Below are 26,531 nucleotides of genomic sequence, written 5' to 3'. Positions count from 1 at the left end.
GTTAGTGGTTAGTGGTTAGTAATTACAACTTCCGACTTCTGACTTCCCCCAAGTCGTCGTCCGACCTGTCCCCTTTCCCTTGTCTCCCCCCAAATTGATGATGACCCTCAAGACAAAATTTGCAAATAATTGTAAAGAATATTATATAGAACTTAAAAAAGCAGTTTTACTTAGCCAGTTTATTCAACCAACATAGGTAGCTCCATGTCTATGACCATGATTGCCCCCGAACAAGTAAACCGCATCGTTTGGAATCAACATCAAGATCCTTTTGAAATATTGGGTTCCCACCTTGTAGAAGCAAATGGCAAAACTGTCTGGGCTGTGCGAGCCTACCTACCCAATGCCAGCCAGGCGTGGGTAATTCTTCCTGAAGAAAGAAAAGAATACCCCATGCAAAGCGTGCATGATCCTCACTTTTTCGAGTGCGCGATTGAAACAAAAGAATTAGCCAACTACCAACTCAAAATCAAAGAAGGGGAACACGAACGAGTCATCTACGACCCTTATGCCTTCCGTTCTCCCCGCTTAACTGAGTTTGATTTACACTTGTTTGCTGAAGGAAACCATCACCGCATTTATGAAAAACTGGGAGCGCACCCTATAGAAGTAGAGGGCGTTAAGGGTGTTTATTTTGCCGTTTGGGCTCCCAATGCCCGCAACGTTTCAGTGATCGGCAATTTCAATCAGTGGGACGGACGCAAACACCAGATGCGTAAAGGACAGACTGGGGTTTGGGAATTGTTTATTCCTGGACTTGGGGTAGGAGAACATTACAAATACGAAGTTAAAAACATAGAAGGACACATTTACGAAAAATCTGATCCCTACGGTTTCCAACAAGAACCTCGTCCCAAAACAGCATCGATTGTCACTGACTTAAATAATTATCAGTGGAACGACGAAGACTGGATGGAGGTGCGGCGTCATACTGATCCTCTGACTCAACCCATCTCAGTTTACGAAGTACATTTAGGTTCTTGGTTACACGCCTCTAGTGCAGAACCACCCAGACTGCCTAATGGGGAAACCGAGCCTATCGTTCCTGTTTCTGAACTTAATCCTGGCGCACGTTTTCTGACTTATCGAGAGCTAGCAGACAGGTTGATTCCCTACGTCAAAGATTTGGGTTATACCCATGTGGAATTATTGCCCATCGCTGAACATCCCTTTGATGGTTCTTGGGGTTATCAAGTGACTGGCTATTACGCGCCTACTTCCCGTTATGGTAGCCCAGAAGATTTTATGTATTTTGTTGACCAGTGCCACAAAAACGGTATTGGCGTAATTGTAGATTGGGTTCCTGGTCACTTCCCCAAAGATGGTCATGGTTTAGCTTTCTTCGATGGCACTCACCTTTATGAACACGCTGATCCCCGTAAAGGTGAACATAAAGAATGGGGAACTTTGGTGTTTAACTACTCACGCAACGAAGTCCGCAATTTCTTAGCTGCCAACGCTTTATTCTGGTTTGATAAATTCCACATTGATGGTATTCGCGTTGATGCGGTTGCTTCGATGCTTTACCTCGATTATTGCCGTAAAGAAGGCGAATGGCTGCCCAACCAGTATGGAGGTAGAGAAAACCTAGAAGCAGCAGATTTTTTGCGTCAGGTAAATCACCTCATCTTTAGCTATTTTCCTGGAGTTGTTTCCATTGCTGAAGAATCTACAGCTTGGCCAATGGTTTCTTGGCCGACATACACTGGTGGCTTGGGCTTCAACTTAAAGTGGAACATGGGCTGGATGCACGACATGCTCGATTATTTCAGCATGGATCCCTGGTTCCGTCAGTTCCACCAGAACAATGTCACTTTTAGTATGTGGTATCACCACAGCGAAAACTTCATGTTGGCACTGTCTCACGATGAAGTTGTACATGGTAAGAGCAACATCATCGGTAAAATGCCCGGTGATAGATGGCAGAAATTTGCTAACGTGCGTTGTTTGTTCACCTATATGTTTGCTCACCCAGGCAAGAAAACCATGTTTATGAGCATGGAGTTTGGGCAGTGGAGTGAGTGGAATGTTTGGGCTGACTTAGAATGGCATTTATTGCAGCATGAGCCACACCAACAACTTAAAGACTTTTTTAAGGATTTAAACCATCTCTACCGCAGTGAACCGTCTTTGTATACCCTAGATTTTGCCAGAGAAGGGTTTGAGTGGATTGACTGTAGCGATAACCGCCACAGCGTTGTGTCCTTTATCCGCACAGACAAAGACTCTGAAGATTTTGTGATTGTGGTTTGCAACTTCACCCCTCAACCTCATTCCCACTATCGCATCGGTGTACCTGAACCCGGATTTTATACCGAGTTGTTCAATAGTGATGCGCGTAAATACGGTGGTAGCAATATGGGCAATTTAGGTGGTAAATGGACGGATAATTGGTCGATGCACAATCGGTCTTACTCGCTGGATTTGTGTTTACCACCTTTAGGTGTGTTAATTCTCAAGTTAGATAGGGAGAAGACAGCCGAGGTGATGCAGTCTCAGCAAGAATAATAATGATGTTGTAGTAGGCGGTTTAGCATCAGTTAACAGTCGTCAGTTATCAAGCGTGTATTCACAGACAGAGAAGTCCTAGCAATACTTAAGAGAAAACTGCTAACTGCTAACTGTATAAGGTATGCTTACGCCTACTACAGATCTTCATATTTTTAGTTTGTGGTTAAAATCAGTCTAGCTAATGTTAGTAAAGCTTTGCTTAAAATCGTAGTGTTTTTCTACAGAGAATTAGCTATGAATTACTTAAACGCTCTACTACGAAGAGTAATGCATTTTGTTGACAGTATGTGGAGATTAATTATAAGGGTTGGTGGTAGAGTTCCGACTGTATTATTTGGTGCATTGATTGATCGCACAGCTATTCATCGCCGCCTTGAATCAGCATAAATTTACCCTAGAGCAAACCCACAGTTATACAACTTGCACAAACTTATTGATATATAGGGTTATTTTTCAATCGGAGCGGCGGGATTTGAACCCACGACCTCCACTACCCCAAAGTGGCGCGCTACCAAGCTGCGCTACGCCCCGGACACTAATTCACGATTTAAAATCGTTTTAGTCAACCTCCTAATTATAGCAATCAGCTCTAGAATAATCAACTATCCGACTCAAAAAACTTTCAGCATTCCCGCAGCTTGCAATAAACCCGGAACCGCCGCAGCATTCCACTTGCCCTCAGCACAACGGCTTGTGTTGAGGATAAAACACAGGCTATAGGCGTGGGGATAACCTTCTACTTCCATCCATAACAAATCACTTTCGGCTTCGCAGGCAATTTTTTCTTCATCCATTAATTCTGATGTCAGCTGCTGCATCGTATCTGCTAACTGCAACAGTAGCCGACAAAAATCATTTAATTCCGCTTCTGTTAATTCTATTGCCCAATCATCTGTACCCACCAAACCCTTGAATTCTGGCGCTGATGGATTCCAACCGATACGCCAACCAGATCCACTTTTGATAACACGTTCCATAGCTTATGTTGGTTGTTGGTTGTTCCAAACAACAAACAACCACCAACTAATTTTGACTAAAAGCATTGACTAATGCTTGCACTAGGGCATTGCGTTGCTGGCGGGTGAGGCGGCGAATGGCAGCGCGATCGCTTGCAAAGGGATTTTTTCGTAAAGTATCGTTACCTGGATACGATGATTCATACATTACTTCATTTGCATCCAGGTAATCAGCCAAAGTCAATTTCCAATCTAGCCGATAATTTGGCGCACGCCCTTTAACATAGACGTGATACTGAATTATGCGACTAACTAGAGTATTGCTTTCGGCAACTTTCCCTGTTTGTTTGCTGATGTATTGGTTTTCTTTTGGTAAATCAGGCAGTTGTTTATACACTTGCTGCCAAACATCAGTTGATAGCACTCTTTGAGCATAGGCAGGTGAAGTGGAGAGTAAATTAGTATAGATAGATTGGTTTTGTTCTAAACTGCTAAACCAAAACACACCTAACATTAACATACACCCCACCCCCCTCAAAAAGTGGGGAGTAAAGAATGCCCGCAAAAACTTGAGCATAGTACGCCACACCTTATTAAAATTAATTTATCTATACTTCTCCAATAATTTCTGGTTGAGTCAGTTCGTCTGACATTTCAATAATTGCCCTCAGTACTGGCTTCATCATCACATCATCATTGTTCTCGAAGTCTTCATAACGTCGACGCTTGGCGCGATTTGCCACCTGAACCGTTATACGGTAGCGATTTGATGCTGCACTAATCAAATCTTCCGCACGATGCATAATTTGGGTTTGGGTTGTCTCGAACTTAGAACGCTTTAGCATATTTACTGCTTCTTTGGGTCTTTTTTAGTTTAGCAGTATTGTCATTTGTCATTATGTCATTGGGTAGGGGTAAAACGTTTGTACTAGTTAATTCAGTTTTGACGTCAAAATATACATACAAATGCTTTGTCCTTCGGTCAGATCCCCGACTTTTTAAAAAAGTCAGGGATCTCGCAGCCTATCAAAATCAATGTGGTGGAGTAGTTGTTGTTGTTTCATCTCGCCTAAATTCAAATCTTGTGAGATTTCTCTATGAAAAATATCAGCAAACTCACTAAAGTCTTGTGGGTTGGTTTGATTATTTTGTTATTTTCTTTTTGCGTCACTGATGTTGCTGCGGGTGGAGGTTGTTTTGCAGAGGGAACTGCTATTTTGACACCCCAGGATTATAAACCTATTGAACAACTATATCAGAGCGATCGCATTATTGGTTATGACTTCACAACCCACCATCTTGAAGAAGGAAATATTGGTAAAATTCAGGTTTTATCTTCCCATTAAATCTAAAATCTGCCTTGATTTTTGAAGACTTTCGCTATCTAGCCTGCGATTGGAATTGCAGGCGGGTTATTGGACTTTAGCTATTAGCCCACAATTGATTGTAGGAGGGGATAATGCTGCTAAATCAAAGTTTATATACCAAAGGACTGAAGCCTTTACGAATTGGCAAAAATCATTTATTTTCAGCTAGTTTTGTGTAATAGAAAATTGCTGAATCCTTATCTTAAAAAGTAGTTTGTATTCATAAATACAGAATTATTTAATATTTTTATTAGTCAATAGATAGATAAGTAATCTTTTAAAAATCAGCATAATGAATGTGGTCTATGACCCTAACAAAGGCATTGTGCTTACCGTCGTGGTTTTGTAATCACGGCGGTATTTTTATTAATGCACTTAGGTAAAAATGTTTTTTGCATAAATCAGATATTTGTCTTTAAATATTCCCTCTGGCTAAACTTTATATATGATAAGTTTTACATTTATTTTCAGATGATTTTGTTTTGATAGCTACATGATTAATTAATATTTTATTACTCAATTGATAGATGCGTAATATCTAAAAATATAAGAGGATATGTTGGGTAGATAAACTTGTTTATCTAAACGTCCATTAAATTAGAAGGCATTATTCCTCAACTGTCGTGGTTGTAAAACCACGACATTATTATTCTTTATAAGTTGTATTGTATCCATAGCTACGCGATTAATTAATATTTTGACTCAATAATCGATAAATTAGTGCTTTGCATAGAAGTAAGACAATGCTATACAATTTTGGATTTTGGATTGGGAAACTCCTTTTAACTTTATGTTTCTCCAGAGTAAATGGGCTGTCTTCTGCAACTGGAAACCACTACTTTTAATTGGGTAGAACCCGCTCTATTTATAGCCAATAGGTTATTTCCCTAAATTCTAAAATAGAATTAAGCCACAAAAATAACTTTTATTTACATGAAAATACAGTCATCAGTACTAGTCCATTTAGGATTTGGCAAGTACGTGCGTTCAGATCAAGTCACAGCAGTAGTACCGATAGAAGAAGATAGAGGTCCAGGACGACGTACCTTTGTTCATCTCCAAGGACAAACTAACCCAATTATCGCCTCAAGAGCTGAAGATACCATTGTGCGTGACTTAGTGCAGGAACCGCGCGAAGTTACTCAAGCACGTCAACAGCAGGAAATTCTTCAAGATTTATTAGTAGATCTTGGCAATGTCAATTCGACTGTACGTCGGATTAGTCGTGATGAAGGCGGTTTGGATCTTGAACGGTTGGAACGGCGCATTCGCCAGGTTTTGGAGAATTAGTCAAATTATGGGCATTTCTTGGATTGCCCATGAGTCCCCTGCTTGAAGTGATAATTAGCACAATTAACACGGAGAAGACTTTTTCATGTACGCGATCCGAGACAAGGAAGTTTTATCACAGCCAGAAGTGCGTCAGCCTCGTTTGTGGATACCAGAACGCGTTGTGTTTACACCCGCAGCATTAGAAGAACCTTACGGCCAGCAGATATTACAGCGTGTCCAGTCATATAATTTACCTGTTGAAGAGCTACCACGAAACCGCCTTACAGGTTTACGCGGCGAAGACGAACGTGATACATACAACATTGCTAAACGTACGCTTGCGGTTGTTACAGCACCACCCAGTTCCTTAAAACTCAGCCCCATTCCGCCTTCTGCTGATTGGCAGTTTCACATTGCCGAAGGATGTCCTGCTCACTGTCAATACTGCTATTTGGCTGGTAGTTTGTCAGGGCCACCCGTGATTCGTGTCTTTGCCAACCTACCACAAATTCTCAGTAACTTGGTAAACTATGAGCGTCCCGAAGAAGCAACAACTTATGAAGTCAGTTGCTACACCGACCCCTTAGGCATTGAACATTTAACAGGAAGTCTGGCAGAATGTATCCGCTACTTTGGTACTCGTCAAAATGGTTATCTACGCTGGGTATCAAAATTTGACAAAGTTGATAACTTACTTGACCTACCCCATAACGGTCATACTCGTTGTCGGGTGAGCGTTAATGCCGTGCCTATTTCTGGTAGATTTGAAGGTGGTACAGCGTCGGTAGCATCACGGCTAAAGGCATTGCGTCGGTTAGCGCTACCACCAGAGGAAGGTGGTGGTGGGTATCCTGTGGGTTTGGTAATCGCGCCAATCATGCCCTTAGATGATTGGCAAATGCATTATGGTCGTTTGTTAGACTCAATTAGTCAAGCACTCGATATCAACTGTGACCTCACTTTTGAGCTAATTACACACCGTTTTACGCCTGGATCAAAAGAAGTATTGCAGACTTGGTATCCTCACTCGAAACTAGACATGGACGAGGACAAACGTAGTGTCAAACGCAACAAATTTGGCGGCATCAAATATGTCTACAATAGTGACACAATGAAGACTATGAAGCGCTTTTTTGAGGATGAGATTCAACGGCGCTTTCCCAATGCAGAAATTTTATACTGGACGTAATAGGGAACAGGTCAATTGTCATTGGTCATTGGTCATTGGTCATTGGTCAAAAGTTAATGTTTATTCTTCTCACACTTCCCACACTCCCCACACTCTTCATACTTCCTTTTCTCCCTTGTCCTCCAAGTCGTCCCCCTTGTCCTCCTTATCTGTTAGTCGCTAAATTTATCAAACTTATAGTCAAAGGTATGAAGACGATCGCACGTTGCTTGAACTCAAAGTAAAGAGCGATCGCAGTGAGTTCCGTATACGCGATCACTCCAATTACTCCTGGGTAGGAGCAATCAATAACGAAGATTATACTGATTCCAGTGCCATTAATGGTTGCAGTGGCAGCCCCCTCATACCTGTAACCCCCTAATCAGGAAACATCAAAGCTGTTCACAAGCACCAATACTTACCCAACTACTAGAACCATCTTGCCAATGTTCTTTTTTCCAAATAGGGGCGTTATGTTTGAGAGTATTGATCGCATAGCGACAAGCTTCAAATGCTTCCAAACGATGAGGACAACCCACCGCCACTAAAACACTAATTTCGCCAATTTGCAAATGTCCAATGCGATGGTGGATCACTACACGATTTACATTAGTCCATTTTTGACGAATATCGGCGGCAATTTGATAGAACACTTGTAGAGCCATTGGTTCATAAGCTTGGTATTCCAGAGCAATTACTGGTTTACCATCAGTTTGATTGCGAACTGTACCACTCATCACCACTACTGCTCCGTTAGCTGGATCGTTAGCTAATTGATATATTTCTTCAACTAGCAACGGTGCCAAGGTAATGGCAAAGCTATCTTCAGATTTCGGTTTTATGGGAAAGGGAAATGTTGTTATCATAGCAGCAGTTATTGGGCATTAAGCATTGGGCATTGGGAGAGTGTGAGGAGTGGGGAGACAGACAAGGAAGACAAAGGAGATGGGGAACTCGAAACCCGTGGTGGGAATTAGGGGCAGTGGGGAGATGGGGAGTAGTAAACAACCAACCACTAACCACCAACATTACCAACTACCCTACACCCATAGTAAGTATCTTTGATGCTAAAGATATATTGCTACTAGCTAAATTTTATCTATGCTCCGGTTTTTGCGAGCTTGTGTTAGCTTTGGACAAAGATTATCCATAACAAAAGTGCTTACCACTGGACAATTTTTGAATTTTTTAAGTAGTTTTACTCAATTTAATAATTCTTTTGTCATCTCCCCTAAGGCATATTACTATAGTTGAAGTGATAAAGTTGTCTAATTCTCTCTAATTTAGATGGCTGGATAGTAACTTGACCCTAACTACCAACTTAAAGTAATCGTAAAGTAAATCAGCAAGCAATTTTCCCGTTGGGGTATTTGTGTATGGCGCTTGCAAAAACACTCATGACTGATGTCCCTCTTTTATTTTTTACCGACCTACTTCAGTCATTTCCACAGCCGTAGGTTACACGAAGGCAAGCCGTAAATCAGCAATAGTGGGAAAACATCTCATGAAAACTTTAGTGCCTAATAATGAAGTGAAGAGGCTTGAAGCTCTTCATGAGTATCAAATTCTAGACACTTTACCAGAACAAGTGTTTGACGATTTGGCGTTTTTAGCGGCTCAAATTTGCCAAACACCGATCGCTCTGATTAATTTTATTGATGCCAAGCGTCAGTGGTTCAAGGCTAAGGTAGGATTGTCTGTGGGAGAAATGCCCAGAGAACTGGGGTTTTGCCCTGTTTGCATAGAAATGAAGGATATTTTGATTGTCCCTGATACTTTGGCTGATGAACGGTTTGCCAACTTGCCTGTAGTTACTTCGGAACCACATGTCAGATTTTATGCAGGTGTGCCTTTGTTGGCATCAGAGGGAGAAGCTATTGGTACTGTTTGTGTAGCGGATAATATCTCCCGTAAGATCACCTCAGAACAAATAGAAGCACTGCAAGCTATCAGTCGCTTGGTTATTAGGCAATTAGAACTACGGCGAAATCTCTCCGAATTAGTCAGTATTAAAAAGGAATATAAACAGTCGCAAATAGCACTACAGCAGAGTGAATCTACTCTCCGTAGTTTCTTTGATAGTGCGCCCATGATGATGGGAGTTGTGGAAATTCAAGGTAATGACATTCTGCACATTTCGGATAACGCTACTAGTGCCAAATTTTTTGGGCTAACTCCAGAAGCAATGCAAAATCGCTTTGCGACTGAGTTAGGCGCCCCACAAGAGTCCGTGAATGAGTGGATAAATTATTATCGTGAGGCTGAATACACCAAATTACCTGTCAGCTTTGAATATGTTCACGATTACCCCCGGGGTAAAAAATGGCTTAGAAGTACAGTTTCATCAATTGCTGCGTGTTGCAGTAGCACTCCGCAATTTGCTTATGTAGTAGAAGATATTACTGATCGCAAACTTGCCGAAGATAATCTCTGTTGGCAAGAAGCCTTATTACGTTCTATGACTAGCGTTTCACCGCTAGCATTTTATGTTGTTGATAATCGTACAGATAATATCCTGTATTTCAACGATCAATTTTGTGAAATTTGGGGTATCCAACACCTCAAACCATTGATGGAACGTAATCAATTAAAGAATCAAGATATCATTCCCGATTGCCTGCAATTAATAGCAGATATTCCCGCTTTTGCTGAGTCATGTAAACCCTTACAAAGCGAAGACAACCCCTGTGTAGTTGAAGACGAAATTTTATTTACCGATGGGCGAATCATACGACGGTTTTCAACCCAAGTCCGCGATGTCAATGATCAATATTTTGGACGTTTGTATATTTTTGAGGATATCACTGCCCGCAAACAAGCAGAACAACAAGTCCGTGAACAAGCAGCTTTACTAGATATTGCTACTGATGCCATAGTTCTAAAAGATTTATCTAATCAAATTTTACTGTGGAATAAAAGTGCAGAAAACCTTTACGGCTGGCACTCAGAAGAAGCTATAGGTAAGTATGCTGATGAACTTTTTGCTCACGAACCATTATCACTACTACGAGAAATTCATAACACAGTTTTAGAACAAGGTTTTTGGCAAGGAGAATTACACAAAACTAACAAAGCTGGTCAAAAAATCATCGTGGAAAGTCGTTGGACGCTGGTAAGAGATGAACATCAGCAGCCAAAATCAATCTTGATCGTTGATACAGATATCACCCAAAAGAAAGAACTAGAAAAACAATTTTTACGTGCGCAACGCATGGAAAGTATTGGTACTCTTGCTAGTGGCATTGCTCACGATTTAAATAATGTCTTATCGCCAATTTTAATGTCGGTACAACTACTCAAAATTAAATGCCAAGACCGACGCGATCACCAAATCCTAGCAATAGTAGAAAATAATGCTAAGCGTGGTGCAAACTTAGTTAAACAAGTACTGTCATTTGCCAGAGGAATAGAAGGCGATCGCACTGTTCTCCAAGTCAAACACCTGATTTTGGAAATGAAACAAATTGTGGAACAAACATTTCCCAAATCAATTACTGTTAACACTGAAATTCCACCTGATTTGTGGAGTGTTTGTGGAGATAATACCCAACTGCATCAAGTATTAATGAACTTGTGTCTCAATGCTCGTGATGCCATGCCCACAGGTGGAAATATCACAATTTCTGCTCAGAATATTGTCATTGATGAAAACTATGCCAAAATGCATTTAGATGCAAAAGAAGGTTCTTATATAGTCCTGAAAGTTACTGATACAGGAGTCGGCATTTCTCAAGAAATATTAGACAGAATTTTTGAGCCATTTTTCACAACCAAAGAGTTTGGTAAAGGTACAGGACTGGGACTATCAACAGTCATGGGTATTGTCAAAGGTCACGGTGGTTTTATCACTGTGTCTAGTACCCTTAGCAAAGGTACAAAATTTAAAGTATATTTACCAGCAGTTCAAACACAGACTGAATCACCATCAGAAGACCTAGCAATGCCAAATGGGCAAGGACAATGGATATTGGTTGTAGATGATGAAGTCGCCGTTAGAGAAATTACAACAACTTCTTTAGAAAATCACAACTACAAAGTATTAACTGCTAGTGATGGCATTGAAGCAGTAGCACTATATGCCCAACACAAAGACAAAATTAGTGCAGCAATTATAGATATGATGATGCCAAATATGGATGGCACAACCACTATTAACACACTGCTGAAAATGAATCCGCTTTTACGTATTATTGCTGTGAGTGGATTGGCAACAGGTGAACAAATTTTACTAAATAAGAATACAAAGCGTACAGTTTTCTTACCAAAACCTTATACTGCACAGGAATTATTAAAAACATTACATGTAATTAATAGTCAATAGTCAATTGTCAAGGGTCAATTGTCATTTGTCATTGGTCATTGGTTATTGGTAGGTACTTAGATAGAATTAGTTACACATATTATTTCTCTATTGCCTATTGCCTTATAAAAGACGTTTATCTCACTGACTTTAATAGTTATATTTATATAGATAGTATTGACAAATTTCAAATATTAAATCAGAGATTGACCAATCTTTGACTATAGACAAATGAAAAATGACTAATGACTAATGACAAATGACTAATTTAATTTTGGTTGTCGATGATGACCATTTTGTACGTAGACAGTTACATGAATTGTTAAAAGCAGCAGGGTATAGAGTACTAGAGGCAAATAGTGGTGAGGAAGCTCTAGCTATTTATACTCAACAACAACCAGACATGGTGTTGCTAGATGCTTTGATGTCAGGGATGGATGGATTTACCTGCTGCACGCAATTAAAAAGCCTGCCTGGTGGCGATCGCACTCCTATATTAATGGTGACAGATCTTGCTGACCAAGAATCTCTAGAAAAGGCTTTTGCGGCAGGTGCGGCAGATTTTATTACCAAACCCATTAAATGGCCAATATTGCGTCAACGAGTGCAGCGTCTTTTAGAGGCTAGTCAGGCGATGCAGGCGCTACAACAACAAACCGAACAGCAGATTCTAGTAGCAGAACTTAGTCAACAGGCACTAGCTGGTACAGATATAATCTCACTCATGCAGCAGGCAGTCACCTTTGTTGCCCAGTGCCTAGAAGTAGAGTATTGCAAAGCCTGGGAACTCCTATCAGATAACAATACACTATTGTTGCGGGCAGCAGTAGGTTGGCAACAAGAACTAGTGGGAAGGGCAACTATCAATGCTGGGTTGAATTCTCAAGCTGGCTACACACTCAATGTTAACGAACCAGTGGTCGTAGAAGACCTCCGCACAGAAACACGATTCAATTCATCGCCGTTTTTTCAGGAAAAGCCATTAATTAGTAGTCTTAGTGTTGTAATTCATGGCAAAGACCGTGCTTTTGGTGTTTTAGGCGCCCATACAACCAAATATCGCACTTTCAGCAAAGATGATATTTACTTTCTACAAGCAACTGCTAATGTTTTAGCCACAGCGATCGCCCGCCAGCAAGCTGAAGATGCCCTCAAAGAAAGTGAACAACGTTGGCAGTTAGCTTTACGGGGTAATAATGATGGCATTTGGGATTGGAATGTCAAAACCAATGAAGTTTTCTTTTCCACACGCTGGAAAGAAATGCTTGGTTACGAAGAACAGGAAATTTCCCACAATTTTGATGAATGGTCAAGCCGAGTGCATCCCGATGATATTGGCTGGGTAATGCAAGTTATTCAAGACCACTTTGACAAAAAAACTCCTTTTTACATCAGTGAATACCGCATTCGGTGTAAAGACGGCACTTACAAATGGATTTTGGATCGCGGTCAAGCGCTGTGGGATGAAGATGGTAACGCTGTGCGGATGGTAGGTTCCCATACGGATATTACCGAACGTAAGCTAGCAGAGGAACAATTACATCAGAGTGAAGAACGCTTTCAAATCCTTGCCCGTGCCACCACCGATGTCGTTTGGGACTGGGATTTGCTGACTGACCAAGTGTGGTGGAATGAAAATGTCCAAACACTATTTGGTTATCCACCAGAAGCAAGTAGGAATAATACCAATTGGTGGTATGAATGCATACATCCGGATGACAGACAGAGAATTATTGCTGATATTCATGCCGTCATAGATAGTAAACAACAATTTTGGTCAAACGAATACCGCTTTTGTCGTGCTGACGGTTCTTATGCATACATTTTTGATCGCGGTTACATTGTTCAAGATCGCGCAGGTAATCCTGTACGCATGATCGGGGCAATGATGGATATTAGCGATCGCAAACGGGTACAAGAAGAATTACAGCGTCAAAACATGCGATCGCGGTTGTTTGCTGATGTCACTCTCAAAATTCGCCAATCATTACAAATCGATGACATTCTGCAAACCAGTGTCATAGAAGTACAAAAGCTACTACGTGCTGACCGTGTATTAGTTTTTCGGCTACGTCTTGATGGTTCTGGGACTGTGGTTAAAGAAGCAGTGGTTCCTGGTACACCCACGATTTTAGGGCGGAACATCCTTGACGTTTGCTTCCGAGAAGATTACGTCGAAAGATACCGTCGGGGGCGTATCAGTGCGATTGAAGATATTACCCAAGCTAATATCCAACCTTGTCATGTGCAATTTCTCGAAGAACTGTCAGTCAAAGCCAACCTAGTTGTGCCAATTATTATGCAAGATCAACTCTGGGGACTGCTGATTGCCCATCAGTGTGCCCATCCCCGCCACTGGGATGAGTGGGAAACCGAACTATTACGACAACTAGCAGATCAAATTGGTATTGCCCTTGCCCAAGCTAAACTCTTAGAACAGGAAACCAGACAACGACAAGAACTGAGTCGTTCTAACGAAGAACTGCAAGAATTTGCTTTTGTCGCCTCCCATGACTTGCAAGAACCACTACGGAAAATTAAAACCTTTGGCGATCGCCTTAAAGCTAGCTGCGATGATGTCCTGAATGAACAAGGACGTGACTATCTAGAACGAATGCAGAACGCTGCCCGTCGGATGCAGACATTAATAGAAGATTTATTGACCCTTTCGCGAGTTACCACTAGGGCGCAGCCTTTTGTAGCAGTGAATCTGTTGCAGGTAACACAAGAAGTGTTGTCTGATTTGGAAATCAGTATCCAGCAAACCGGAGCAAGTGTAGAAATCGGGGAATTGCCCACTATCGATGCCGACCCGCTACAAATGCGACAATTGTTGCAGAATCTGATCGGTAATGCCCTAAAGTTTCATCAAAAAGAAGTACAGCCTGTTGTGAAAATCTACAGCCAACTCCTGTATGATTCAGAACACGTCAGTAGTGAACAATGTCAAATCATTGTGGAAGATAATGGTATAGGGTTTAATGAGAAATACTTAGACCGTATCTTTAACGTCTTTCAGCGCCTACATGGTCGTAGTGAATATGATGGCACTGGTATAGGGTTAGCGATCTGCCGCAAAATAGTTGAGCGTCATCAAGGGAGCATCAGTGCTAGGAGTGAACCAGGACAAGGGGCAAAATTTATTGTGACTTTGCCAATTCATCATCACTCTTGATTTTTTCTGCTACTAATGGGTTTATCATACCCCCATACAATTAATTAGCAGTTTTGACCAATAATTCCTTGATGGTACAAGAAAGCGGATAAATCTTAGGGGTCAATCCAAAATCCAAAATCGGATGACTATTTGTTGCAATTTAATAATGAATTAATCCTAAGAAACCTTATAAAGGAGAAAATGCAGAGTGAAGGGTCGGCAAACAACCGTCACTATTTTAATGGCCGATGATGATGAGGACGACTGTATGTTAGTTCGTGAAGCATTAGCAGAAAGTCGCTTGACCATTGAGCTACAGATCGTTCGAGATGGTGAAGAGTTGATGGATTATCTTTATCGGCACGGTCGATATGCAGATCCTAATATTTCACCTCGTCCAGGTCTGATTTTGTTAGATTTGAATATGCCTAAAAAAGATGGTCGTGAAGCACTCAGAGAAATCAAAAATGATCCAGAACTAAGGGCAATTCCTGTTGTAGTACTCACTACCTCAAAAGCAGAGGAAGATATCTATCGTACCTATAATTTGGGAGCAAATTCGTTCATCATTAAACCGGTGACATTCGCCGCCTTAGTAGAAGTGATGAAGACTATAGGAAAGTATTGGTTTGAAATTGTAGAACTGCCGCTATAAGCGTGGGAGGCAGCAATGAAAAACAACTTAATTAGGGTTTTGCTAATTGATGATGATGAAGATGATTATATATTAACTCGCGATTGGTTTAGAGAATTTCAAGTAGCTTCGTGTACATTAGAATGGGTCGATAACTATCAAGCAGGTAGAGATGCGATCGCCTCTGGGCAATATGATGTTTATTTGGTAGATTACCGTTTAGGCGATGGCAACGGACTAGAATTATTGCGTGAAGCTATTGATCGTGGCTGTACAGATCCAATTATTTTTCTCACTGGTCAGGGAGACAGAGAAATAGACATCGAGGCGATGAAAGCCGGGGCCGCAGATTATCTAGAAAAAAGCCAATTAGCAGCCCCTTTACTAGAACGTTCTATTCGTTATGCCCTAGAACGTAAACAAAATGAGCAAAAAATCCGGGAACAAGCCGCCTTATTAGATGTGGCAACTGATGCCATTTTTGTCCAGGATTTAGACAGTAAAATTTTATTTTGGAATCAAGCTGCTGAACATCTTTACAAATGGAAAAAAGAAGAAGCTATTGGTAAAAAAGCTTTAGAACTTTGGCAAGAAAAAGATTTATCAAAATTACAAGCCGCCCTCTCGATTCTAATGAAAAATCGTGCCTGGGAAGGTGAATTACAACAAATCACAAAAACTGGTCAAGAGATTACAGTTGAAAGCCGTTGGACACTCGTCAAAGATTTTGACAACACAACCCAATGTTTTTTAGTTGTAAATACTGATATTACCCAAAAAAAATTATTAGAATCACAATTTTTACGCGCCCAAAGATTAGAGAGTATAGGTACTTTGGCTAGTGGTATTGCTCATGACCTTAACAATGTCCTAGCACCAATATTAATGACAGCGCAACTTTTAGAATCACAATTACATGATGAGCGCAGTCAGCGACTTTTACCAATTTTAATTAGTAATGCCAAACGGGGAGCAAATTTAGTTAAACAAGTATTATCTTTTACTCGGGGAATGGAAGGCGATCGCACTTTGCTGCAATTAAAGCATATAGTGAGAGAAATTCAGCAAGTAATGAGAGAAACATTCCCGAAATCTATTGACGTTTCTGCCACCATCCCTCCAAACCTCTGGACTATATATGGTGATGCCACCCAACTACATCAAGTACTGATGAATTTATGTGTCAATGCCCGTGATGCTATGCCTAACGGTGGTACTTTAACAATCTCTGCCGAAAACTTTTTAGTAGATGAAAATTACGCCAGAATGCATTTAGACGCGCAAGTAGGTGCTTACGTAGCTATTACCGTTAGTGATACAGGAGTGGGTATTGCCACGGAAATCATAGACCGGATTTTTGAACCATTTTATACGACTAAAGAATTTGGTAAAGGAACTGGTTTAGGTCTTTCTACAGTACTAGGAATCGTCAAAAGTCACGGCGGTTTTATTAGTGTCTATAGTGAAGTTGGCAAAGGCAGTCAATTTAAAGTGTATTTGCCAGCACAACAGATACCAGAAACTCTAGAAGAACCAGAAAAAGAATTACCTATCGGCAATGGTGAATTAATTTTGGTTGTTGACGATGAAGATTCGATTCGAGACATCACCAAAACATCCCTAGAGACTCACAATTATAAAGCAATCACAGCTAGCGATGGTATTGAAGCGATCGCTCTTTATGCAGAACATCGCGACGAAATATCTGTAGTATTAACAGATATGCTTATGCCATCTATGGATGGACTGACAACCATTCGCACCTTGAAAAAAATTAATCCCAACGTCAAAATTATTGCCGTCAGTGGACTGGCTTCCACCGAAAAGGTTAACGCCGCAGCAGAAATTGGTGTCAAAGCCTTTTTATCTAAACCATACACTGCCAAGCAATTATTGCAAACCATTGGTGTGGTGAAAAGTGGAAAGTAGTTTGTGGTGGGGAGATGGGGTGATGGGGAGTGTGTAGACACGCAAGTGGCTTCCCGTAGGGTGGAGTGTGTAGACGCGCAAGCGACTTCCCGCAGGGTGGAGTGGGGGAGTGTGGGGAGTGGAGGAATAACCACTAACTACTAACTACTAACCAATGACCAATGACCAATGACCAATGACAAATAATTCTGAAATTTTAGCTGTGAATGACGCTTTTTACCGGGCGTTTGAAAAAAAAGATATTGAGGCTATGAGTGCAGTTTGGTCTCAAGGAACTGCTAGTCTTTGTGTTCACCCTGGCTGGGATATACTCCGGGGTTGGAAAGCAATTTCTACCTCTTGGCAGAAGATATTTAAAAATACTCCTTACATTGAAATTAATACCGAGATAATTACTGTAGAGATACGCGATCATCTTGCCTATATTGTGTTAGTAGAAAATGTGATGCAAGTAATTAATGGTAGGAAAATCGAAGCGCGATCGCTAGCTACAAATATCTTTGAATTACTGGGTGAAAAATGGTACTTAATACATCATCATGCCAGCCCGATTATGCGATGAGATGCGCTAACGTAGTGATATAATTATCACCATATCAAAGCAATGAAAAGAATCGGGGTGTTCATCTTTCTAGGAATACTAACATTTATTTTTATTTGGGGTGGTTTATTTTCTCATCCTGCCGTATCGCAACAAATAGAATCTCGACTTAACAATTTAGAAGCAGATTTTAATCGCTTGCAGTCAGAAGTAAACCAACTCCAATCCCAGCTATCAAATCGTCCTTCTTCATCACCCAGAACAACCATAACTCCATCGCCATCCCGACGAAATCTTTCTCAACAACAAAAAGATAAAATGTTTGATAGACTGGCGACATTAGTAGTCGAACTTAAGCGGCAAGTCCAAGGATTAGAAAAGCGAGTTACTAAATTAGAATCTCGTTAAAAGTGTAAGAATTAATTAGGTAAGCTATTTGATTGAGCTTTCCGTGAAAATATTGCATTTTTTCAACGCAAAGGGGAGGCTACGCGTTGCGGGGGTTCTCCCCGTTGTAGCGACTGCCGTTGCGCGGAGGTAAGCGCAGAGTCACGCGGAGTTTTTCTGCATTTGAATCTTTGAATTGGGACAGTTTAGTGGCTTCATTTTTGTCGAATTAAACTTAAGTTTCAAGATGATGTACCCTAAGTCTGGTTTGCACAAAAGGCAAAAGATATTACTGTATCAAGGTGTAGACGGGAATTATCCCAATTGTGGATTTTGGATTTTGGATTAAAACCATTGATTAAGAGGCTGTTCCACAATTCTTAAACAAGACTCTCTATACCAATTTGGTATTAGAAGTTGTTTTTACTACTGACCACTAACCACTAACAGCCTCAGTGACAAGCTAAGTTCACACCGACTTAACTATCTAAAATCTCTGTCCAGCAAAAATTGATCGCACTTCGCCGTTGCGACGAATGATTGCTTCTTTGTTCGCAACATCTACTAGCGTCCAACCACTAGAACCGATGCTTTCACCAATATCAATGCGCTGAGTTACACCATTGATTTGAAATAAAGCAGCAGATTTGGATTTATTCTCTGACTCTAGCAATCCCTCAAGAATATAGGCGGGAGTGGGCGCAGATGCAACAGGTGTTGGTTGTTGATTGATGATAGTTGGTTTGGGTGCTTGTCTAACTGTAATTGGTGCAGCTTTTACATCTACGGGTTTGAGGTTTTGTTGCACTACTGCTAAGACATTCGCGGGTTTTGTTGGTTTAATCCCACCATTGGGAGAAGGTTTGACAACAGATAGTGGTTTAAATGTATTTGTTGTTTTTTGATTCATCGTAGATGGCAGTGGTGGCAAAGTTGTACTAATGCCAGAAACCTTTGGAGGTACATAGCGCATTGGTAATGGCGCTTTATAAACAGGGATATAAATTCGCTCAACAACGTTCGTAGAAGTAGAAGAACTCGGAGCAGGAGATGTATTGTTCGCGGTCAAAACTGGTGGTAGGTTAGGAGGAGGTTGGTCATTCCTGACATAAGCCAAGGCTGTACGAGTTGTTACTCCTGGTGCGAGTGCAACATTGACAGGTTTGATATTGGTTTTCGCTTCTTGTCTGTCTATGGCAGCAAGCGAACCCAACATATAATTCACAAAATCTGCTTCTATTTGTGCTTTTGTAGGCAGTTGTGGTTGGGGTTCTTCTAAGGCTTGCTGGAAAGATGCTAATCTAAAGCGGTGGAACAAACCAGAGTTCATTAACCAAACAATGCTAGCGATCGCCACTCCTAAGGTTGTTCCCACACTCAGCATCCGACTGAACCAGTGTCGTGATTTTGGGCGTACTCTTTTCACAACTTTTCTGACAGAAGCAGAATTCACCACCACTGCATTCGGGTTGTTTCTGTAGTGCGTTACTGTTTGTATGTTTTGCCACTGTTGATTTGGCAAGACAACTGGCGGTATCCTCACTGTTTGTAGATGCGTGTATGTTTGCTGCACCGTATGCGAAGGTAAGTTGGGACTACCATCCAAAATCGAGTCTATTTCGGCAAATAGATCATCCATAAAACCATCTGCGTAGGTGTCTATCGTCCAAGGTTCAATGGTGATTAATTCCTCTGATGGTTCTGGAATAATGAGGTTGGTGCTGGCTTGTTGAGACATAGGAATTTTCAGTTTTAGCTTCGTCGTAGGGAAAAATAGACTTCTTGTAGAAGTTGGGAAAGGAGTAAAGTTTACTAGACGGGGAGTTGGGGAGTTGGGGAAGTGGAGAGGAATCTTTCTCCTCATCTCCTTATCTCCCTATCCCCCATCATCTAGTTTTTCCCTTTCCCCTATTTTTGTTAGCCCTGTATGCTGATCTGGGAGCAAAAATCTATTACCCCGCCTCAGTTAGACGAGTTAATGAGGGTTTTGGTATCAAATTCGACTGGAGTCAGGAAGCTAGATGATTATTCTCAGTATATACTGATGTCATCAATCATACTCAACTATACCCTGATATACCCTACTACTATACTCCCGCTTCATAAAGTCTGTGGGGAAGCTAAAGCTGAAAACTCAGTATCTGTCTTTGTTCTACGCAATTCTAAATAAATTAACAAAGCGTTAATATCAGCCGGATTCACACCACCTATACGTGCTGCTTGACCGATGGTCAACGGTTTTACCTTAGTGAGCTTTTCCCGTGCTTCTTTAGAAAGGGTATCAATTGCTCCGTAATCTAAATCCGCAGGTAAGTGGCGATTGGCCTGACGAGCAATTTGCTCAATTTGATTTTGTTGTCTGGCCAGATAACCAGAGTACTTGATATCAATTTCTGCCCCTTCTGTTTCGGCGCGGTTGAGGTGGGGATTTGCGAGTCCGTAGGTGTTGAGGTCTAGATAATGAAAGCCAGGACGCCGTAATAAATCAGCGAGGGTAATCGAACCTTTGATCGCTTGTCCTGTGGCTTGGGCGATCGTTTTGCCAATTTCATCATGTTCTTTCACCCGGATGCTGTGCAACCGTTCTTTTTCGGCGACAATATTTGCTTGCTTGCGGGTAAATAATTCCCAACGGCGATCATTAATCAAACCAATTTCCCTTCCCAAAGGTGTCAGGCGTTGGTCAGCATTATCAGAACGTAAAATTAAACGATACTCTGACCTACTAGTTAACATCCGGTAAGGCTCTCGCAAGTCTTTTGTACACAAATCATCAACTAGTGTACCGATGTAACTTTCTTCACGGGGAAACACAATCATCGCTTCTCCCCGTACAAATCGTACCGCATTAATTCCTGCCACAATCCCTTGGGCTGCTGCTTCTTCATAGCCAGTTGTGCCGTTAATTTGTCCAGCACAAAACAGTCCTGCTATTTTCTTTGTCATTAGTGTGGGAAAACACTGAGTTGCAGGCAAATAATCATACTCCACAGCATAAGCCGGACGTAACATGATACAGTTTTCCATACCAGGAAGACTCCGCAACATTTGCAGTTGCAAATTTTCTGGCAATCCTGTAGAAAACCCTTGAATATAAAGTTCTGGTATATCTCTACCTTCTGGTTCGATAAATATTTGGTGGCTTTCCTTATCAGCAAAGCGGACAATTTTATCTTCAATACTAGGACAGTAACGCGGCCCTTTCGCTTCTACCCAACCACCATACACCGGCGATAGGTGGAGATTTTCCCGAATCAGACGATGGGTTGCGGCTGTTGTCCGCGTCATGTAGCAGGGCATTTGTTCCCTTTCTACCCACACTTGGGGATCAAAGCTAAACCAACGCACATCGGTATCCCCTGGCTGGAGTTCCATTTTGCTGTAATCTACAGACCGCTTGTCAACTCGTGCAGGCGTACCTGTTTTCAAGCGCCCAGTTTCAAAGCCTAAACGCTGTAAAGTTTCCGTAAGCCCAACAGCAGCAAATTCTCCAGCCCTCCCAGCTGACATTGACTTATTACCAACCCAAATTTTGCCACCTAAGAATGTACCAGTTGTGAGAATGACCGCTTTGCATTGGAAACCTACACCAAAATAAGTCTGAACACCAATAACTTCATCGTTAGCACCCAGTACTAAATCTGTAACCATCCCCTCGCGGACAGTTAAATTTTCTTGATTCTCAACAATACCTTTCATCACTGCTGCGTATTCCCGCTTATCAGTTTGGGCGCGTAATGCCCACACCGCAGGCCCCCGCGAAGAATTGAGAATCCGCTTTTGCAGGTAAGTACGGTCTGCCATCTTACCTATTTCTCCGCCGAGTGCATCCACCTCATGGGTTAACTGAGATTTTGCAGGGCCACCTACTGCTGGATTACAAGGTTGCCAAGCAATTTTATCTAAGTTGAGTGTCAACAGCATGGTACGGCAACCAAGGCGTGCGGTAGCAAGCGCTGCTTCACAACCAGAGTGACCAGCACCAACGACGATGACATCAAAAGCGTCTTGGAAATCTATAGAATTGTGCATGGTCATAATGAGAAAACACTAAGCATGGAGATTCTAATTAATTCTAACTAACTCGCCGTAAGTCCCCCACGCTCAATGGTACTCCATTCATATCATGTCCGTTTGAACACTGATATTATCCGTAGGGGTCGGTAATAGGTAATTGGTAATGGTCAATAATCCCTGTCACTATACCGCAGTGGTCAATATCTTGTACTCTTATTTCTGATGCTGATGGTGTCATTCATCAAAAATACCATTGAGCTTTTCGTTTACCTGCGGAATGTGGGTTAATATCCATAACGCAACGGCAATAAAGCGGGAGGAATATCCACACCGCTTTTTGCCTCTCCTACCAAATTCTAACCTGAGAGTATCAACTGCTAAATTCTATACTTTCCTTGGAATACTTGCTCAGCAGGGCCTGTCATATAAATTCTTTGGTCAACTTCTGACCAGGTTATTTGCAAACAACCTCCAGGCAATTCTACAGTAGCAGTGCGATCGCATCTCCCTGTCAACACTCCAGCCACCAAAGAAGCACAAGCGCCAGTACCGCAGGCGAGAGTAATCCCAGCACCACGTTCCCAAACGCGCATTTTGAGGTAGTCTGGGCGAACAACTTGAATAAATTCAGTATTTGTCCGTTGGGGAAAAACTGGGTGATGTTCAAACTGCGGGCCAATATGATCTAGGGGAATTGCTGCTACATCTTCCACAAAAGTTATGCAATGGGGATTACCCATGCTGACACAGGTGACATCCCAAGATTTTCCTGCCACTTCCAAGGTTTGGTTAATAACTTTCTGATCAGCTGGGGATAGAGTGGTAGGAATCTCGCCAGCAAGTAACCTGGGGATACCCATATCTACTTTCACTTGTCCATCGGACATCAGTTCGGGTGTAATTACACCAGCAAGGGTATGAATCCGATATTGATTACCCTGGCGTGACTCACCTTCTAATTCAGCCAAAAACGCAGCTAAACAACGAATGCCGTTGCCACACATTTCGGGTTCGGAACCATCGGAATTAAAAATCCGCATTGTATAATCAGTACCGTTTTCTCCTGGAAGGGCAAAAATAACACCATCAGCACCGATACCAAAATGGCGATCGCACAACTGTACTGCTTGCTCTGGAGTGATTATGGGTTCTGAATCAGAGCGATTATCAATCAAAATGAAATCGTTACCCAAACCGTGATACTTAGTAAATTCTATTGCCATTCCCCAAATCCATGAACTATATTTGTGTTTTGTCATTGGTCATTTGTCCTTTGTCATTTGTTAATGACCAATGACTAATGACAAAAGACAAATGACTATTGCACAGACGCGATTAATCGCGTCTCTACTAATGACTATGATTGCCGAATTTGACACTTCCTTACCTAGCACTCGCCAATTACAAAACCTGATTAAACAAGCAGCACTAACTGAGATTAAATTGCTAACAGGTGATATATTGACCGGCAAAGTAATGTGGCAAGACCAATATAGTGTGTGTCTTGTAGATAATAACAGCCAACAGGTAATTATTTGGAAGCAGGCGATCGCTTATTTGAAGCCTCTGAGTAATTAGCAAATATATTTTTTAAATTGGTCAATGCAATCAAATCATTTCGTAGATTAGGTTCATGAGGAGATTGAGCAATGGATAAAATAGCTCAGTAAAATTTAAGAGAAAAACGTGTATTTTACGCTTAATGGTATTTCGTTTACTACAAACGGAAGGCAAGGAGGAAATTATGTTAGATGAAGCCACTGTCGAACGTCGTTTAGCAACTCTTGAACAGGAGGTCAGGGATCTTAAACGTAAAACTGATAGCAACTTAACTTTTAGCAACTGGCTTGACAAACTTATTGGCTCGATTTCCGACGAATCTACTTTTCTAGAAGCTTTGGAATATGGGCGCTCATTCCGTGAGGCTGACAAGCCTATTGATGAGAGTGACGAATTAGTGTGAAATACTTACTCGATACTGACCACATTAGTTTCTTGCAAAGGCGTAAAGATTCAGAGTTTGCTAATTTAACTGCTCGAATTGCTCAATACTCACCCGCAGATTTTACTTTGTCTGTTGTCAGTTTCCATGAGCAAGTGATCGGCGCTCAGACAAAGGCTGACGTAATTCGTGGATATACGCTACTTTTAGAAACGCTTCAGGGCTTTTCAACGGCTCCAGTCTTACCCTTCGATGCTGGAGCGATCGCAATTTTTGATCAATTACGAGTCAAAAAATTCGCGTATCAACAATGGATTTACGAATAGCAGCGATCGCACTTTCGCGAAACTTGGTGTTGCTAACCCGGAATTCTAGTGACTTTAGTTAAAGTACCAGAATTAGTAACAGAGGATTGGACGGTTTGATATAAAGCGATCGCATTGATAATCAAGAGCATAAAACTGTATCAAATTGTACTAGATACTAACGTTCTGCTTGCAGGTCTTACGCATCGCTTATTTGAAGGCTTTGAGTAATTAGCAAACCGAAGTAGTTGCATATGAATTCCTGCTTAAAAGATTTCCGTGCTATATCTAAAGCTTGATTTCTACTAAACGTGACAAGAAACGCTATGAATTCTCACCGCATTTCCCGACGGCGTTTCCTCAAAAGTGCGGCTTTTACTCTAGCAGGTTATGCAATTAGTAATGCTGATTTCCTTTGTTCTTTAGCTACTCGAAGTGAGCCTATAGATGCGATTGTGATTGGAAGTGGTTTTGGCGGTGCGGTTGCGGCGCTACGATTGGCACAAGCTGGAATACACACTCTTTTACTAGAACGCGGCCGTCGTTGGATTCTGACTGAAGAACAGAACACTTTCTCCACCTTGCGTACTCCAGATAGCCGTTCTTGGTGGCTGAACTCCTCTTCTGTTCCTATCTTCGGTGGTATCGAGCCTCTCGCTATTTACGCGCATACCGGAATAGTAGAGATTTTAGCGGAAAAAGGCATCGTAGTATTAGCAGGTGCAGGTGTGGGTGGTGGTTCTCTCGTCTATTCCGCAGTTACCTACCAACCAACACGCGCTAATTTTGATCGGGTTTTTCAACAAGCAATCTCTTACGATGAGATGGCCCGGGTGTATTATCCCAGAGTGCGTTCAATCCTCAAGCCCAGCCCGATTCCAGCAGATATATTGGCATCAGACTACTACCGTTTAACACGCGTCTTCCTAGAGGAAGCAGCAAATGCAGGATTACCCGGAAAGCTATTGGACATGAACCTCGACTGGGATGTGGTTCGTCAGGAGATAACTGGAGAGCGTGTTCCGTCTGCGATCGCTGGTGAATTTTTGTATGGGAACAATAGCGGTTGCAAGAACAGTGTAGATCGCAACTATCTACTGCAAGCAGAACAGACTGGGTTTGTTGAAATCCTACCACTGCACGTAGTCACGGATATCTATGAGATGCCTGAGTCTGGCTACGCAGTTGTTTGCAACCAAATTGACGAAGACGCAAATGTCCTGCAAAAGGTCATTTTTACTAGTAAGCATGTTTTTTTGGCGGCTGGTTCAATGGGAACAACTAAGCTTTTAGTCAAAGCAAAAGTAAAAGGAACGCTGCCAAAGCTCAATGACGCTATAGGAAATTTCTGGGGAAATAATGCTGATACTCTTGGTCTTCAGGTCGGTCTACCAGCCACTAACCCTAGCCAAGGTGGTCCATTAAGCGCTGTTGTTGAAGACCACACCAACCCACTTGCACCGATAGCGCTTCAGCCGTTTCCATTCTGGAAGGAAACACAGCAAGATCATCTTTATCTCTTAGGATTTGGAATTGGTTCCCCCAAGGGGAAATTCCTATTTAACCCACTCACCGATAGCGTGCAATTGACCTGGCCGCTACTCGACCCGGAGATAGTTCAGCTGCGCCAAGCAACTCTGAAAACATATCAAACACTTAACCAAGCCAATACAAACAGCACGTATCAGCCCAAAACTGCCCATGTACTAGATGAGGTAACATTACATCCGCTTGGTGGTGCCGTACTCGGAAAAGCTTGTGACTTTTACGGCAGAGTCAAAGGCTACAAGGGTCTATATGTTGTCGATGGGGCAATGATTCCAGGCTATGCTGGATGTGTCAACCCATCCCTGACAATCGCTGCACTTGCCGAACGCTGCGTCGAGCGAATTATTGCAGAGGACAATATTGGTAAGTAAGTAATTTGTACTCATCTCTACCAATCATAAATAAATGGCAAAATTTTCTGAGCAGGATCACTAGCGATTTGTACACAAATACTCACCATTCCTTGACTCAGTATCAAATTTGAACTCCGGTCTTTT

22 protein-coding genes and 1 tRNA gene are annotated in these 26,531 nt (G+C 41.7%); 15 read left to right on the top strand and 8 right to left on the bottom strand.

Features of this window, described 5'->3' with window-relative positions; genetic code table 11:
• Positions 1–210 precede the first annotated feature (210 nt).
• Both glgB and RS893_RS13035 read left to right on the top strand, forming a co-directional pair.
• Positions 211–2,508 (top strand): 1,4-alpha-glucan branching enzyme, encoded by a 2,298-nt coding sequence (gene glgB / locus RS893_RS13040; RefSeq protein ID WP_315791958.1) that lies wholly within the window; start codon positions 211–213, stop codon positions 2,506–2,508.
• Between the two features lie 237 nt (positions 2,509–2,745).
• Entirely contained in the window at positions 2,746–2,898 is a 153-nt protein-coding gene (locus tag RS893_RS13035; protein WP_315791532.1) for a hypothetical protein, read from the top strand.
• A 70-nt stretch (positions 2,899–2,968) separates the two neighbouring features.
• Here the strand turns inward: RS893_RS13035 and RS893_RS13030 are convergent.
• From RS893_RS13030 to RS893_RS13015, 4 genes are all read right to left on the bottom strand, one after another.
• A tRNA-Pro gene (locus tag RS893_RS13030) sits at positions 2,969–3,042 on the bottom strand.
• Between the two features lie 80 nt (positions 3,043–3,122).
• Positions 3,123–3,488, bottom strand: a complete 366-nt coding sequence (locus RS893_RS13025) for a DUF1818 family protein (RefSeq protein WP_315791531.1) — start codon at positions 3,486–3,488, stop codon at positions 3,123–3,125.
• A 46-nt stretch (positions 3,489–3,534) separates the two neighbouring features.
• Complete coding sequence (locus RS893_RS13020) at positions 3,535–3,987, bottom strand: hypothetical protein (RefSeq protein WP_315791530.1); 453 nt, start codon at positions 3,985–3,987, stop codon at positions 3,535–3,537.
• An 88-nt stretch (positions 3,988–4,075) separates the two neighbouring features.
• Positions 4,076–4,312, bottom strand: a complete 237-nt coding sequence (locus RS893_RS13015) for a DNA-directed RNA polymerase subunit omega (RefSeq protein WP_315791529.1) — start codon at positions 4,310–4,312, stop codon at positions 4,076–4,078.
• 252 nt (positions 4,313–4,564) lie between these two features.
• On the opposite strand from RS893_RS13015, the gene RS893_RS13010 reads away from it, so the two are divergent.
• The 3 genes from RS893_RS13010 to RS893_RS13000 all read left to right on the top strand — a co-directional run bounded on the left by RS893_RS13010 (position 4,565) and on the right by RS893_RS13000 (position 7,295).
• A complete protein-coding gene (locus tag RS893_RS13010) occupies positions 4,565–4,813 on the top strand; it encodes a hypothetical protein (RefSeq protein ID WP_315791528.1) in 249 nt (82 codons plus the stop codon).
• Positions 4,814–5,767: 954 nt separating this feature from the next.
• Positions 5,768–6,124 (top strand): hypothetical protein, encoded by a 357-nt coding sequence (locus tag RS893_RS13005; RefSeq protein ID WP_315791527.1) that lies wholly within the window; start codon positions 5,768–5,770, stop codon positions 6,122–6,124.
• An 85-nt stretch (positions 6,125–6,209) separates the two neighbouring features.
• A complete protein-coding gene (locus RS893_RS13000; RefSeq protein WP_315791526.1) occupies positions 6,210–7,295 on the top strand; it encodes a spore photoproduct lyase family protein in 1,086 nt (361 codons plus the stop codon).
• Positions 7,296–7,666: 371 nt separating this feature from the next.
• Here RS893_RS13000 and RS893_RS12995 read toward each other — a convergent pair whose 3' ends face one another.
• Entirely contained in the window at positions 7,667–8,140 is a 474-nt protein-coding gene (locus RS893_RS12995) for a molybdenum cofactor biosynthesis protein MoaE (RefSeq protein WP_315791525.1), read from the bottom strand.
• A 638-nt stretch (positions 8,141–8,778) separates the two neighbouring features.
• Here RS893_RS12995 and RS893_RS12990 point away from each other — a divergent pair.
• The 6 genes from RS893_RS12990 (at position 8,779) to RS893_RS12965 (ending at position 18,243) form a co-directional block, all read left to right on the top strand.
• On the top strand, positions 8,779–11,595 hold the full coding sequence (locus RS893_RS12990; RefSeq protein ID WP_315791524.1) for a PAS domain S-box protein: 2,817 nt from the start codon (positions 8,779–8,781) through the stop codon (positions 11,593–11,595).
• A gap of 238 nt (positions 11,596–11,833) precedes the next feature.
• Positions 11,834–14,749 carry a PAS domain-containing protein gene (locus RS893_RS12985; RefSeq protein ID WP_315791523.1) on the top strand — a complete coding sequence of 972 codons (2,916 nt, stop codon included), beginning with the start codon at positions 11,834–11,836 and terminating at the stop codon, positions 14,747–14,749.
• A 190-nt stretch (positions 14,750–14,939) separates the two neighbouring features.
• Positions 14,940–15,386 (top strand): response regulator, encoded by a 447-nt coding sequence (locus RS893_RS12980; protein ID WP_315791522.1) that lies wholly within the window; start codon positions 14,940–14,942, stop codon positions 15,384–15,386.
• 15 nt (positions 15,387–15,401) lie between these two features.
• Positions 15,402–17,294, top strand: a complete 1,893-nt coding sequence (locus tag RS893_RS12975) for a hybrid sensor histidine kinase/response regulator (protein ID WP_315791521.1) — start codon at positions 15,402–15,404, stop codon at positions 17,292–17,294.
• 175 nt (positions 17,295–17,469) lie between these two features.
• The gene (locus RS893_RS12970) at positions 17,470–17,856 is read left to right on the top strand and encodes a nuclear transport factor 2 family protein (protein WP_315791520.1); all 387 of its coding nucleotides are present in this window, start codon (positions 17,470–17,472) and stop codon (positions 17,854–17,856) included.
• A gap of 42 nt (positions 17,857–17,898) precedes the next feature.
• Positions 17,899–18,243, top strand: coding sequence for a hypothetical protein (locus tag RS893_RS12965; RefSeq protein WP_315791519.1), 345 nt, complete (start codon positions 17,899–17,901; stop codon positions 18,241–18,243).
• Between the two features lie 466 nt (positions 18,244–18,709).
• On the opposite strand, the gene RS893_RS12960 is transcribed toward RS893_RS12965, so the two are convergent.
• From RS893_RS12960 to dapF, 3 genes are all read right to left on the bottom strand, one after another.
• On the bottom strand, positions 18,710–19,960 hold the full coding sequence (locus tag RS893_RS12960; RefSeq protein WP_315791518.1) for a hypothetical protein: 1,251 nt from the start codon (positions 19,958–19,960) through the stop codon (positions 18,710–18,712).
• A 362-nt stretch (positions 19,961–20,322) separates the two neighbouring features.
• Positions 20,323–22,260 carry a tRNA uridine-5-carboxymethylaminomethyl(34) synthesis enzyme MnmG gene (gene mnmG / locus RS893_RS12955; RefSeq protein WP_315791517.1) on the bottom strand — a complete coding sequence of 646 codons (1,938 nt, stop codon included), beginning with the start codon at positions 22,258–22,260 and terminating at the stop codon, positions 20,323–20,325.
• A gap of 356 nt (positions 22,261–22,616) precedes the next feature.
• On the bottom strand, positions 22,617–23,462 hold the full coding sequence (dapF, locus tag RS893_RS12950; RefSeq protein ID WP_315791957.1) for a diaminopimelate epimerase: 846 nt from the start codon (positions 23,460–23,462) through the stop codon (positions 22,617–22,619).
• 136 nt (positions 23,463–23,598) lie between these two features.
• On the opposite strand from dapF, the gene RS893_RS12945 reads away from it, so the two are divergent.
• The 4 genes from RS893_RS12945 to RS893_RS12930 all read left to right on the top strand — a co-directional run bounded on the left by RS893_RS12945 (position 23,599) and on the right by RS893_RS12930 (position 26,405).
• Entirely contained in the window at positions 23,599–23,817 is a 219-nt protein-coding gene (locus tag RS893_RS12945) for an Hfq-related RNA-binding protein (protein WP_315791956.1), read from the top strand.
• Between the two features lie 166 nt (positions 23,818–23,983).
• Positions 23,984–24,202 (top strand): transferase hexapeptide repeat containing protein, encoded by a 219-nt coding sequence (locus tag RS893_RS12940; protein WP_315791516.1) that lies wholly within the window; start codon positions 23,984–23,986, stop codon positions 24,200–24,202.
• Positions 24,199–24,507, top strand: a complete 309-nt coding sequence (locus RS893_RS12935) for a hypothetical protein (protein ID WP_315791515.1) — start codon at positions 24,199–24,201, stop codon at positions 24,505–24,507. Before RS893_RS12940 ends, RS893_RS12935 begins: the two co-directional genes overlap by 4 nt.
• A 305-nt stretch (positions 24,508–24,812) precedes the next feature.
• On the top strand, positions 24,813–26,405 hold the full coding sequence (locus RS893_RS12930; protein WP_315791514.1) for a GMC oxidoreductase: 1,593 nt from the start codon (positions 24,813–24,815) through the stop codon (positions 26,403–26,405).
• Positions 26,406–26,531: the final 126 nt, after the last annotated feature.

It is taken from the genome of Fischerella sp. JS2 (assembly GCF_032393985.1).
GTDB lineage: Bacteria > Cyanobacteriota > Cyanobacteriia > Cyanobacteriales > Nostocaceae > Fischerella.
This window is presented reverse-complemented; position numbering and strand designations above follow the sequence as displayed.